Source organism: Streptomyces callyspongiae (genome assembly GCF_047200695.1).
In the GTDB taxonomy this organism is placed as follows: domain Bacteria; phylum Actinomycetota; class Actinomycetes; order Streptomycetales; family Streptomycetaceae; genus Streptomyces.
Genome location: NZ_JBJZOM010000006.1, coordinates 132,680 through 145,116 on the forward strand (window position 1 = coordinate 132,680; position 12,437 = coordinate 145,116).

Here is a 12,437-nt window from a genome sequence, read left to right on the forward strand (position 1 = left end):
ACGGCTGCCGGTCGTCACCTGACCTGGCGCAGCGGACGGTCGGCCGACGGACCGCCCCGCTGGTGGGCCGAGGCCCCGGCCAGCACGCGCAGCGCATAGCCGAGCAGCGGGAGCGCGGCCAGCGTGCAGGCGACGACGGGGACGACCGCAGGTCCGAGGACGGCCACCGCCGACTCGACCGGCAGGGCGAGCTGCTCCGCCCCGGGGAGGCGGGCCGCCAGCACCGTGCCGAGGGCGGCGGCGACCAGCAGGCAGGCCGAGGCGAGTCCCGCCGAGGCCGCGCGCGGGAATCCGTGGGCGCTCAGCAGCAGCGCCAGGAACAGCAGCGCCCCCAGCGCGGCGGTCGTCGCCGGCGTGCCGTAGGGCGGGAGGGTGCCGGCCACCGCGAGATGGACGGCGTACTGGACAGCCAGCAGTGCCGCGACGAACGAGGCGACGGCGAGCAGCAGCAGTGGCCGCACCCGTGCGGCGAAGTCGCCGAGGCTGCGGCTGCCGCCGAGCCTGCGGCGCGCCCGGGCGGCGAACAACTGTGCGCACCACGCGGCCGGGGCGACGCCGATGCTCATCGCCAGCGGCACGCAGCGGCAGCCGAGCGCCGGTACGGGAAGGCCGGTTCCTTCCCCGACGGAGAGCAGCTGGGCCAGCAACCAGTCGCCGTACAGCGCGTAGCCGAGCAGCCAGCAGGCCCACAGCGCGGCGGTACGGGTCCGCGGCAGGCCGCGGAGCGACAGACCGACGGCAGCCAGCACGGCAAGGCCTCCGAGCACCGCCACCGCGGGCCGGGCGTACGGCGGGGACGCGGGGACCTGCACCAGCCCGGCGAGCGTCGCCGCGCAGAGGGCGCCGGGAAGCAGGTGGCTCAATGCCCGCCCGACAGTGCGGAGGCCGGTGGCGCCGCCCCCTCCGACCGGTGCGTCGGGGGCGGCGGGCGGCGGGTCGTTCTCGGCGCGCGGGACCCGGACGTACAGCTCCTCCGCGAGGGAGAAGACGTCGCGGTGGCGGTAGCGGGCGGCCGTCCGGTCGGTGATGCCGTGCGCCTCCAGCCCGGCTGCGATCTCCAGCGGATCGACGGCGCGCTCGCACAGGGCGCGATGGCGGTGCATGAGCTCACGCACCGGGTCGGCGGAGCCACCGGGGCCCGGTGCCGCGGCGACGGCACCGCGCGCGGCCGGCGGCCGCCCTCCGGCCGGTGCGGCCCGGGGCGTGCGCTCCCGACTCCGGGCGGGAGCCCCCTCGGCGGACGGTTCCCCGTCCGGCGGGCCGTCGGCGGAGGGGGCGCCCTCGGCCCGCTGCGGCGGGTCGGGAAGCCGGGTCCCGGGCGCCGGTGGGGCAGGGGTCGGCGCGGCCGACGGAGTGGCGCGGGCCCGGCGGCGCGGGGGTGCGCCTGCGGTCGGTCCGGGCTGCTCCGCCCCACCGTGTTCCGGGGACGGCCGGGTATCCCGGGGAGGAGGAACCGGAGCTGCGGGGCGGCGGGCCAGCGGCCGCACGGGCCCCGTCGGAGGCTCGGCGAGCGGCACGCCGTCCGCGTCCAGCGCGGGGGCGTCCGCGCGGTCCGCCTCGGGCCACACCACCTCCGGGGCGGGCTCCTCGCGCCGGGACGGCTGCCCGGCGGCGCCGGTCGGTGCGGGGGACTGTGCGCCGGCTGCCGGGCGGGGGCCGGTCACGTCGTCCACGAGGGTCCACGACCGGGTGTCCCAGGCTCCCGGGTTGACGGGGGCGGCCGCCGGGTCCGGGGCGTCCCGGTCCTCGGGCGTGCCGGGTACTCGGGGTTCGGGGCGGGAACTCATCACTGGTCCTCCTGGCCCGGCCGGGCGGCGACGGCCGCGCCGCCGACCGCCGCGTGCCGGGCCCGGCCGGGGCCGTCGGGTGAGGTGGGCTGTGCCGGGAAGCGGGGGCGGCGGCTGCCGGGAGCCGTGCCGGCGGCGAGGGCGGCGGCGGACGGGCGGGCGCTGCTCGCCCAGCGCCCCGGCACGTGGGACTCGGCGGGGTGTGCGAACGGGAGGGGTGTGCCGTCCTCGGCGACGGCGTCCTCACCGGCTCGGTGGGTGTGCGACATCAACTCCAGGTAGATGCCGCGGAAGGCCTCGATGTTCTGCTCGACGGTGAACAGTTCCAGCGCCCGCGCGCGGGCGGCCGCTCCGAGGCGGGTGCGCCGCGCGGGGTCCCGCAGCAGGGCCAGGCAGGCGTCCGCCAGGGCGCTCGGGTTGCGCGGCGGCACGACGAGTCCGGTTCCGCCGATCACCTCGCACACCGCGCCGACGTCGGTCGACACGGTGGCCCGGGCGCAGAACATGGCCTCCACCAGGGAGACCGGGAAGCCCTCCACCACGCTCGACAGGACCGCCACGGAGCCGGACGCGTAGGCGTCGGCGAGACTGGGCGCCGTGGGCCCGCCGATCTCCTCGAACGTGACCGGGCTCCTCCCCACGCTCCGTGCGTCGGCGGCCTCGTCGGGGAACAGGTGTGCGGCGAGGGAGCGCAGGTGTGCGGCGTACCCGGCGGCATCGGGGGCGGCGCCCGGACCGGTCTCGACGATCCGGAGCCGGGCCTCCGGCAGCGAGCGTCTGATTTCGGCGAAGGCGTGCAGCAGGGCGACGAGGTCCTTCGCCGGTTCGACGCGGCCGACCCAGACGAGTGCGGGGTGGGTTCCGCTCGCTGCGTCGGCCCCCGGCGGAACGTCCATGACCGCCTCGCCGACCTCGGTGAACGGTTCGGCGTCCATCCCCGGGTAGACGGTGCGCAGTCGCTCCCGGCTGGCCCCGCAGCGCTCCTGCCAGCGCCGGGCATGCGTGTTGCCCGGCGTGATGAGCTGCGCGCGAGCGTACGCCTCCTGCGCGAGTCGCCCCTGGAAGGCGGCCAGCAGCGCACGGACGGGGGCGCCGGCGGCGCCCGGCGCGACGGCGGCCGTCAGGTAGTGCTCACGCAGCCGCACACCGTACTCGGTGATCAGCAGAGGGGTGCCGGCCGCGCGCGCGGCGAGGAGCCCGGCCAGTGCCGCGGGGCCGCCACCCACCGCGTGGCACAGGTCCACGGACGCGAGCCCCAGGCTGCCCGGGGCTTCGTCGAGCCAGTCGGACGACAGCGGGCGCAGCGCGCGCTCCAACCGGTCGACGACGGCGAGCAGGTCGGAGACCTGGGCGGTCTGCACCGCCCGCAGCGCTCCGGGCGCACGGCAGGCGGACTCCAGCACCCGCACGGCGAGTTCGGACCGGACGGCGGCGGGCAGCCCGCCGTACTCGCGGGCAAGGTCCGCCAGACCGTAGAGGCCGGTGGCGAAGCGCTCGGCCGCCGCGGCCCCGTCGGTCGCCGCGGAACCGGCCTGCACGGCCCCGGTGGTGCCGCCCGGGTCCGCAGGTACGCAGATCGCGGCCGCGAGTTCGGCGAAGCACTCGGCGAACCGCCGCCGTTCCCGCCGCCCGGTGAGGCCGCGCGCACCCGCGCCGTCGACCGGCGGCTGCGCCGCCGGGCCCCACAGTGGCGCGGTGCGCACGTGCCGCACGTTCGGCGGCAGGTCGTACCGGCCGCCGGCTTCCTGCCGGGCGCTGCGGCTGAGCGCGTAGACCTCGAACTCGTGCCCCGACAGGCCGCGCACCAGCCGGTCGCACCACAGCACCGACTCACCCCGTGCGTAGGGGTACCCACCCTCCGTAAGCAGCGCAACGCGCACGAACGCACCCCCGGCCTGTCCTCGTGTGGGTCCGCCGTGCGGAATGCGGCGGACGTGATGCGACAGACCGTAGGCACGCAAGGGGGGTGCGCGGCGGACGGTTGTCCGCCGCACCACCGGAAGGGGTGAAGCGGCGTGACCTCACGGAGGTTCGGACGTTCCCCTCCCGCGCGATGCGACGGCAGGGGGGCGAGGCGGGTCAGTCGCCCCCGTTCCCCGGGTGGGGCCATGCATTCGGGCGGCAGGTGCGCCCGTCGGTGGTGAGCGTCTTGGTCTGCTGCATCATCACCGGCGCGAGGGACCCGTCGGTCCCGCAGTAGCTGTGTCCCTTGCCGAGCCGGTGGCCGACCTCGTGGTTGATCAGCATCTCGCGGTACGCGCGGATACGTCCGTCGCCGAAGGTCTCGGAGCCCCGCGCCCACCGCCACGCGTTGATCATGACCCGCTCGGTGGCGGCCGAGTCGCAGGAGACGTTCTGCTCCGTGGTGTCCAGGCCGGACTTCTCGCACCACTCGCCGGTCGTGCCCGGGCTGGCGAGCGTCACCACGAAGTCGGCGTCCTGCCCGGAGGCGACGCGCCGGAAGCTCCGCGCCCCGTCGTGCGACCAGCTGCGCTCGTCGTTCAGGGTGCGGTGCAGCGCCTCGGCGAACAGTTCGCCGTCGAGCGGCAGCTCGTCCTCCACCTCGACCCGGTAGCGGAACACCTCGCCCCGGCCGGTGCCGTCCTGCCGGCCGCCGACGGCGGTGAAGGTCCCCGGCCCCTGCAGCTCCGGGTCGAAGGGCAGGACCCGGGCGATCTTCTCCTCGTAGGTGAGCGGCTCGGCCGGCTGCGGGTCCGAGGGCCCGGTGACGGGACCGGCGGAGCGGTCGTCACCGCCGGCGGAATCGGCGTCGGCGGACGCCGCCCGATCCGGAACGCCCTGGTCGATACCGGTCACCTGCCCGGCCACCACGACGGCCAGCACGGTGGTCACGGCCGCGGCGAACACGCCGGTGAAGGTGCGCCCCTTGGCCTTCGCACGGCCGGGACGCTTCTCGGCCGGCTCGTCGTCGGGCGGCCCCGCCGGCCCGGCGGGCTCCTGCACACCGCCCGGCGGCACATGCCCGCCGGCGACACCGCCGACCCGGGTCGGCCCCACGACGCGCTCGCCCGGCCGGCGGCTGCGCGGCACCGACGGCGCGGCGTCGGTGGCACCGGACGCACCGGCGGCGAAGACGTCGTCCTCGAACGCGTCGAGGTAGTCCTGGCGCGGTCCGGGCCGCTCCCCGTTCCCGGCCCCCCGCATCGGACCACGACCCCCGGGGCCGCTGCCGGCCGTTCCGCGCGGGCCCGCGGGCCCCGCGGCGAAGCTCCTTCCGGCCGGCTCCCGGTGCTCCGGGTGACCGCCGCGCACCCTGGGCCCGTCTGCCGAGGGCGCGTTCTGCCGGGGGCGCGGGGTGCCGTGGGCGGGAGTCGCGGGACCCCCGGGGCTCGGTGACCCGGGGTAGGGGCGCGGAACCGCGGGCGCACGGACCTGCGCCTCCGGCCCGTGGCCGCCGGATCTCTCCGTCCGATGGGGACGTGCCGGCGGCTGCACCGGCCGGAGCTGCTCCGCTCCGAGCGGCCCGTCGGCGGCTTTCGACGTCTCGGGAGGCAGGTCGCGCCTGCGGCCGTGGCGCCCCATCAGGCGCCGACCGCGTGCGCCGCGCCGGCGCGGTCGTGGCGGCGGAGACGCCCGACGATGCGGCACCGGACCGCTCCGGACCGCTCCGGGGGCGCCCCCGGGCGCCGCCCCGCGTACCGGACGTCCCACTCACTCATCGGTGCTCCCTTCACCTGCTCGCGCCGCACCGGGCGCCTCGGTCACCAGCTCGCGGAAGGCACGCGCGACCACGTCGGGGTACTCCATCATCGCCACGTGCCCTGCCTGCGGCAGAGTCACCAGGCGGGAGCCCCGGAAGGCCTTGTTCGCGCGTCGCGCCGTACGGAAGGAGACCAGCTGATCACGGCCGCCGTAGACGAGAAGCGTCGGGGCGAGCACCCGCTCCGCCTGCCGCCACAGGGAGTGCTGGCCACCGAGAGTGTAGGCGTTCACGACACCGCGGGCCGAGCGGGCCAGCGCGTCCCAGAAGTACGGAAGCTCCACCCGGCGGGCGTACTCCCGCACCGCGATCCGGAAGTCCTCGGGCTCCACCCGGCCCGGATCGCCGTAGCACAGCGCAAGCACCTCACGGGTGCGCCGTTCCGGACTCCACTCCTTCGTGAGCCGCCGGAACAGCGGCGCGGCGCCGGGGAGCGCGAGGAGCGCGGTCGGCAGCGCGGTGCGCTGCGGGCGCAGCTCCGGCAGGGCCGGGGAGACGAGCGTGAGGGACCGCACCAGATCCGGGCGCAGTGCGGCGACGCGGGTGGTGACGGCGCCACCCAGAGAATTGCCGAAGAGGTGCACCGGTCCGCGCGCCGCGGCGTCGAGGTGACGGATCACGGCCCGGGCGTGGGCGGACACGGAGTAGTTCCCGTCGTCCGGCGGCGGGGAGGCTCCGAACCCCGGCAGGTCGAGGGCCTCGCCGTCCACGGTGTCGGCCAGCTCCGCCATCAGCGGCGACCAGTTCTGCGAGGAACCGCCGAGACCGTGCACGTACAGTGCGGGAGGGAGGCCCTGCCGCGACGGCGGCCGGGCACGGACCGTGAGGGTCATGCCCGGCAGCGGGAGCGAGCGGAGCGTCTCTCCGTCGTGGACGTGCGGCACGGTGGATTCGGGGATCGCACCGGGTAGGACGGTGGTCGGATCCGGCTGCTCGGTCGACGACATGGAGCAATGTTACGAGACGATCACACGGGTACCGAGGTGTGTGCCGTCATCGTGGCGGGGACCCGCCTGAACAGCGGCCCGGGCGGGCCGGCCCCGTCGCGGCGCACACGCGAGGACCGGACTGCGGGGCACGCGCCCCGGGAAGGGAGATCCACATGGCACTCGACCCGACCGATCCGGAAACGTTCGAGGACGTCTACGAGGAGGAGCCCGCGGACACCGGAATCGAAGCGCCCGAAGCGGACGCCGCCGAACAGCACGCGGAGCTTCTCCGGCAGCGCAGCGAGCCGATCACCGGGCGCTCGCCCGAGGTCGATGCGGCCGACGCCGCCGAACAGGCGCAGGTGGTGGACGTGGGCGAGGACGAGTACCGCTGAGGCGGCGCCCGCCGTCCCCACCGGCCTCGGCGGAGGCTCCCGGTAGCCTCCGCCGAGGGAGAATGTCGGCCATGACGGGCACGACCGGGGTTACCCGAAAGTACGATGGCTGTCAGGCGCACATCCGCGTCGTGAACGAAACGTCCCCTGGCCCGGCCGGGGAGGCACCAGGGAGGCGAGCGTGACGATCGAGCAGACAGCAGCAGAGGCGCGCCCCCGCGGCACGCGCCTGCCGCGCAGGGCCCGACGCAACCAGCTCCTCGGAGCCGCCCAGGAGGTGTTCGTCGCGCAGGGTTACCACGCGGCGGCCATGGACGACATCGCGGACCGGGCGGGTGTCAGCAAGCCCGTGCTGTACCAGCACTTCCCCGGCAAGCTCGACCTCTACCTGGCGCTGCTGGACCAGCACTGCGAGGCACTGCTCCAGGCGGTGCGCAGCGCGCTGGAGTCCACCCACGACAACAAGCAGCGCGTCGCGGCCACTATGGACGCCTACTTCGGCTTCGTCGAGGACGAGGGCGGCGCGTTCCGGCTCGTGTTCGAGTCGGACCTCACCAACGAGCCCGCGGTGCGCCAGCGCGTGGACCGGGTGAGCCTGGACTGCGCGCAGGCGGTCAGCGAGGTCATCAGCGAGGACACCAAACTGCCCGGCGACCAGGCGATGCTGCTCGCGGTCGGCCTGTGCGGCATGGCGCAGATCACCGCCCGGTACTGGCTGGGCGCCGGCCAGCGGATTCCCCGGGACGCCGCGGCGCGCCTGATCTCGTCGCTGTCCTGGCGCGGGATCGCGGGCTTCCCCCTGCAGTGACGCGCCGCGCGCCGCGGCCATCGGCTGTTCGCTGAGGGCGTGCCGCCGCAGTCGACGGGCAACCGGCGGCGCGGGCTAATCTGTGCAGCGTACGGCGCGGCTGTCCGCGCACCTCGACCGTCGGAGGGACATGGCCGTGGAGGTCAAGATCGGCGTGCAGCACGCGCCCCGCGAGATCGTCATCGAGAGCAGCCAGAGCGCGGACGAGGTCCGGAAGGCCGTGGAGACGGCCCTGGGCGAGACCGGTTCCGTGCTCAACCTCGAGGACGAGCACGGCCGCAAGGTCCTGGTGCCGTCCGACCGGGTGGCCTACGTCGAGATCGGCGAACCGGGCGGCCGCAAGGTCGGCTTCGGGACGCTCTGACGACTCCTCCGGGGCACCACTCGGAACACGCGTGCGGGGTAAGGGAGTTCACTTCCGTACCCCGCACGCGTGGTTGTACCCGGCAGCCCCGCCCGGCTGGGCAGCGCGCCTCGGACGTTCCTCTTCACGGCAGTTTCACACCGCCGCCCGGAGGGGAGGACCGGATCGACCGATTCCGCCTCAACGGCCCGGGAGGTTCCGTGTTCTGGGAAGCATGCGGCTCTGTCCTCGTCGGACTCGCCCTCGCTTGGAGCGCCGCGTTCCGGTTGCCGTCACGTCTCCCCCGCCGCGGGCTGGTCCTGCCGACCGGCGCCGGCGGCGGACTCCTCGGCGGCATGGTCGCCTACGCGGTCATGGGCCCCGGCAACCTGCCGAGTGCCCTCCTGGTGGCGGCGGGGGTCGCCGCGGCCATGCTCTCCCTGCTCCACGTGCGTCCGCCGCGCGGGGCGTCGCGGCCGCACACGGCGGCACCGCGTACGGCCGCACCACGTACCGCCGCATCGCGTTCGCACTGAGCCGGGTCCCGCCGCTATGCGGCGAGACCGATGGCGGCCATCCGCTTCGTGTGCGCCTCGGTGATGCGCGAGAACATCCGGCCGACCTCCGCGAGGTCGAAGCCGTCCGCCATGCCGCCGACGAGCATCGTCGACAGCGCGTCCCGGTCCGCGACGACGCGCTGCGCCTGCGCCAGGGCCTCCCCCATCAGGCGGCGGGCCCACAGCGCGAGGCGGCCGCCGACGCGTTCGTCCGCCTCGATCGCGGCACGCACCTTCTCCACCGCGAAACCGGAGTGGCCGGTGTCGTCGAGCACGGCCAGCACCAGCGCGCGGGTGTCGGTGTCCAGCCGGGCCGCGACCTCGCGGTAGAAGTCGGAGGCGATCGAGTCGCCCACGTACGCCTTGATCAGGCCCTCCAGCCAGTCGGAGGGCGCCGTCAGCCGGTGGAACTCGTCCAGCGGCTCCGCGAAGGGCTCCATCGCGGCGGTGGGGTCGGTGTCGATCTCGGCGAGTCGCTCCCGCAGCCGTTCGAAGTGCTGGAACTCGGCGGACGCCATCGCGGCGAGCTGGGCCTTGTCGGCGAGCGACGGCGCGAGCTTGGCGTCCTCGGCCAGGCGCTCGAAAGCAGCGAGCTCCCCGTACGCCAGTGCGCCGAGCAGGTCCACCACGGCGGCACGGTACTGGGGGTCGCCGGAGGCCTGCTCCCAGCTCCGCGAGGCGATGCCGGTCCCGCCGGCCGCCGCGGCCGGGTCTTCCGCGGCCGGGTCTTCCGCGGCCGGGTCTTCCGCGGCCGCGTCGGTGTGTGTGTCGGGCGTCTCCATGCCGAGCACGATAGCCCTCCCCACCAGGCAGGCGGGCCCGCAGGGCCGGCCCGGTGCCGCCCGTGGCGGACCGGTGTGAACTCGTACACATCCTCCGGCCCGGTACAGGTGCGCGGATCCGGGGTACAGTGCTATGGAGACCCGCCGAAGACGGCAGGTCCGACGCATATGCGGATGCCCGGTCGGTGGCCCGATCGGCTCCGACTGACAAGCCCTTCACGTGGCTGCGTGCTCGCGCACGGGCCACGTTCCATGAGGGACCGCTCGCGCGAGATGAGCGCCAGGGCGATGAGCTAGTGGTCCCGCGCCGGACGGCGGACGGGCCGAAGAGGCCCCGCCGTGCCCGGGTGCGGTACTGACCCGCCTCGCTCCACCGGCCCCGACCGGTGCCGCCTCGGATCGCGTCACACAGAAGAGGCGAAACATCCTGTCCACCACGTTTCGAGAACTCGGGATCCTCTCCGAGTCCGCCGAGGCCCTGGAAGCCGTCGGCATCACGTCCCCCTTCCCGATCCAGGAGCTGACCCTTCCGGTCGCCCTCGCCGGTTCCGACGTCATCGGCCAGGCGAAGACAGGCACCGGCAAGACCCTCGGCTTCGGCCTGCCGCTCCTGGAGTCCGTCACCGTCCCGCTGGACGTCGAGGTGGGCCGGGCCCGGCCCGAGCAGCTCACCGACGCGCCGCAGGCGCTGGTGGTCGTCCCCACCCGTGAGCTCTGCCAGCAGGTCACCAACGACCTGCTGACCGCCGGCAAGGTCCGCAACGTGCGGGTCCTGTCGATCTACGGCGGGCGGGCCTACGAGCCGCAGGTAGAGGCACTGCGCAAGGGCGTCGACGTGGTCGTCGGCACGCCCGGCCGCCTCCTCGACCTGGCCGGCCAGCGGAAGCTGGACCTCTCCAGCATCCGGACGCTCGTGCTCGACGAGGCCGACGAGATGCTCGACCTCGGGTTCCTCCCGGACGTCGAGAAGATCCTGCAGCAGCTGCCCGCCACACGGCAGACGATGCTGTTCTCGGCGACCATGCCGGGTCAGGTCATCTCGCTCGCACGCCGCTACATGAACCAGCCCACGCACATCCGGGCCACCGCTCCGGACGACGAGGGCCAGACGGTCGCCAACACCGAGCAGCACGTCTTCCGCGCCCACTCGATGGACAAGCCCGAGATGGTCGCGCGGATCCTGCAGGCGGAGGGCCGCGGGCTGGCGATGATCTTCTGCCGGACGAAGCGCACCGCCGCCGACATCGCCGACCAGCTCTCACGCCGGGGCTTCGCCGCCGGAGCGGTGCACGGCGACCTGGGCCAGGGCGCCCGGGAGCAGGCGCTGCGGGCCTTCCGCAACGGGAAGGTCGACGTACTGGTGTGCACCGACGTCGCCGCGCGCGGCATCGACGTCGACAACGTCACCCACGTCGTCAACTACCAGACCCCCGAGGACGAGAAGACCTACCTGCACCGGATCGGCCGCACCGGCCGCGCCGGCGCCTCCGGTACCGCCGTCACGCTGGTCGACTGGGACGACATCCCGCGATGGCAGCTGATCAACAAGGCACTGGAGCTGGACTTCCACGACCCCGAGGAGACCTACTCCACCTCGCCGCACCTGTACGAGGCCCTCGGCATTCCCGAGGGGACCAAGGGCATACTGCCGCGCACCGAACGCACGCGGGCGGGACTCGCCGCCGAGGAGATCGAGGATCTCGGCGAGACCGGCGGCCGCGGCGCGAAGAGCGGCCGGGGCGCCCGGCGCGATTCCGGCGACGACCGCCCGCGGCGCACCCGGCCCCGGCAGCGGCGGCGGACCCGCGGCGGCGAGCCGGTGGCGTCGCCGTCGTCCGAGGGCACGTCCTCCGAGGGGACGGGGCCGGCGGCCGACGGAGGCGCCGCGGAGGCGCCCCGCAAGCCGCGGCGCCGGCGCCGCACCCGCTCCGGGAGCGCGGGAGCCGCCAAGGCCCCCCAGACCGCCAAGGCCGCCAACGACGCTGCGCCGAAGCAGGCCCCGGGCGCGTCGGGCTCCGGCGAGGACGGCGCGAGCCGTCCGCCGCGGCGCCGGCGCCGCACCCGCTCCGGTGCTGCCGCGAGGTCGGAGGCCGGCGGCGAGAGCTGAACCGGCGCGGAACGCCCCCACCGGTGCACCGGTGGGGGCGTTCCGCTGTCCGAATCGCGGTCCGGGCGGTGACCGTTCGACGCTCCTCGTGCGCGCTGCGTTCTCGCCCCCGACACCCGCGGCGCGGTAGCGTCCAGGCATGAGCCGACCGCCCGTCCTCGACCTGCCCCCCGGAGCCCGTGCGCACCGACTCGCCACGGAACGGGGCCCGTTCGCCGTGCACGACATGGGCGATCCCACGCGCGGCACCGCCCTGCTGATCCCCGGTTTCACCGGCAGCAAGGAGGACTTCCTCGGTCTTCTCGAACCGCTCTCCCGCGACGGGTTCCGCGTGATCGCGGTGGACGGGCGGGGCCAGTACGAGAGCGGTGGGCCGCTGGACGAGGCCGCCTACGCGCAGGAGGAGCTCGCCGCCGACGTCCTGGCGCTCTCCCGGGTGTGTGGCGGTGACGGTCCGCTGCACCTGGTCGGCCATTCCCTCGGCGGCCTGGTCTCCCGCGCGGCGGTGCTGACCGACCGCGAGCCCTTCGCCTCGCTCACGCTGCTCAGCAGCGGTCCGGGAGCGGTCTGCCCGGCCCAGCAGTCGCGGCTGAAGATGCTGCTCGGCGCGCTGCCCGTCATGGAGATGGAGGACATCTGGCGCGCCATGCGGGAGCTGGACCCGCCGGAGGCCGCGGACGAGGTGACCCCGCCGGCGGTGGCCGAGTTCCTGCACCACCGCTGGCTGGCGAACGTCCCCGAGCAGCTGGCTGCGACCGCCCGGCAGTTGCTGGCCGAACCCGACCGGACGGCGGAGCTGGCCGCACTCACCGGGGCCGGCATGCCGGTGCACGTGGTGAGCGGGGAGAGCGACTACGTCTGGCCGGTGGCGGAGATGGGCGCGATGGCCTCGGCGATCGGTGCCCGCCGTACGGTGGTCGTGGGGGCCGACCACTCGCCGAACGCCGAGCAGCCGCAGCAGACCGCTCGCGCCCTGATCGCCGGCTGGGCCACCGCGGTGAGCTGAAC

Annotated in this window: 11 protein-coding genes and 1 pseudogene; 6 read left to right on the forward strand and 6 right to left on the reverse strand. The window is 75.3% G+C overall.

Annotated features, from left to right (window positions below; genetic code table 11):
• Positions 1-14: 14 nt before the first annotated feature.
• The 5 genes from ACL06G_RS07565 to ACL06G_RS07585 all read right to left on the reverse strand — a co-directional run bounded on the left by ACL06G_RS07565 (position 15) and on the right by ACL06G_RS07585 (position 6,455).
• The gene (locus ACL06G_RS07565) at positions 15-1,787 is read right to left on the reverse strand and encodes a hypothetical protein (protein ID WP_412835615.1); all 1,773 of its coding nucleotides are present in this window, start codon (positions 1,785-1,787) and stop codon (positions 15-17) included.
• Positions 1,787-3,667, reverse strand: coding sequence for a DUF3492 domain-containing protein (locus tag ACL06G_RS07570; protein WP_412835616.1), 1,881 nt, complete (start codon positions 3,665-3,667; stop codon positions 1,787-1,789). The genes ACL06G_RS07565 and ACL06G_RS07570 overlap by 1 nt, the downstream gene beginning before the upstream one ends.
• Before the next feature lie 199 nt (positions 3,668-3,866).
• On the reverse strand, positions 3,867-4,952 hold the full coding sequence (locus ACL06G_RS07575) for a DUF3152 domain-containing protein (RefSeq protein WP_412835617.1): 1,086 nt from the start codon (positions 4,950-4,952) through the stop codon (positions 3,867-3,869).
• A gap of 377 nt (positions 4,953-5,329) precedes the next feature.
• Positions 5,330-5,467: a hypothetical protein gene (locus tag ACL06G_RS07580; RefSeq protein ID WP_412784523.1), complete on the reverse strand. Its 138-nt coding sequence runs from the start codon at positions 5,465-5,467 to the stop codon at positions 5,330-5,332.
• Positions 5,460-6,455 carry an alpha/beta fold hydrolase gene (locus tag ACL06G_RS07585; protein ID WP_412784524.1) on the reverse strand — a complete coding sequence of 332 codons (996 nt, stop codon included), beginning with the start codon at positions 6,453-6,455 and terminating at the stop codon, positions 5,460-5,462. Before ACL06G_RS07585 ends, ACL06G_RS07580 begins: the two co-directional genes overlap by 8 nt.
• 155 nt (positions 6,456-6,610) lie before the next feature.
• On the opposite strand from ACL06G_RS07585, the gene ACL06G_RS07590 reads away from it, so the two are divergent.
• From ACL06G_RS07590 to ACL06G_RS07605, 4 genes are all read left to right on the forward strand, one after another.
• Positions 6,611-6,832, forward strand: a complete 222-nt coding sequence (locus tag ACL06G_RS07590) for a hypothetical protein (protein ID WP_412784525.1) — start codon at positions 6,611-6,613, stop codon at positions 6,830-6,832.
• Positions 6,833-7,019: 187 nt separating this feature from the next.
• On the forward strand, positions 7,020-7,640 hold the full coding sequence (locus ACL06G_RS07595) for a TetR/AcrR family transcriptional regulator (RefSeq protein WP_412784663.1): 621 nt from the start codon (positions 7,020-7,022) through the stop codon (positions 7,638-7,640).
• Between the two features lie 136 nt (positions 7,641-7,776).
• Complete coding sequence (locus ACL06G_RS07600) at positions 7,777-8,004, forward strand: DUF3107 domain-containing protein (protein ID WP_412784664.1); 228 nt, start codon at positions 7,777-7,779, stop codon at positions 8,002-8,004.
• A 200-nt stretch (positions 8,005-8,204) separates the two neighbouring features.
• On the forward strand, positions 8,205-8,519 hold the full coding sequence (locus ACL06G_RS07605; protein WP_412784526.1) for a hypothetical protein: 315 nt from the start codon (positions 8,205-8,207) through the stop codon (positions 8,517-8,519).
• A 14-nt stretch (positions 8,520-8,533) separates the two neighbouring features.
• Here the strand turns inward: ACL06G_RS07605 and ACL06G_RS07610 are convergent, their stop codons facing one another.
• Positions 8,534-9,322, reverse strand: a complete 789-nt coding sequence (locus ACL06G_RS07610; RefSeq protein ID WP_412835618.1) for a ferritin-like fold-containing protein — start codon at positions 9,320-9,322, stop codon at positions 8,534-8,536.
• Between the two features lie 386 nt (positions 9,323-9,708).
• Between ACL06G_RS07610 and ACL06G_RS07615 the strand changes: the two are divergent.
• Both ACL06G_RS07615 and ACL06G_RS07620 read left to right on the forward strand, forming a co-directional pair.
• Positions 9,709-11,429, forward strand: a pseudogene (locus ACL06G_RS07615) (DEAD/DEAH box helicase).
• A 139-nt stretch (positions 11,430-11,568) separates the two neighbouring features.
• A complete protein-coding gene (locus ACL06G_RS07620; protein WP_412835619.1) occupies positions 11,569-12,435 on the forward strand; it encodes an alpha/beta fold hydrolase in 867 nt (288 codons plus the stop codon).
• Positions 12,436-12,437: the final 2 nt, after the last annotated feature.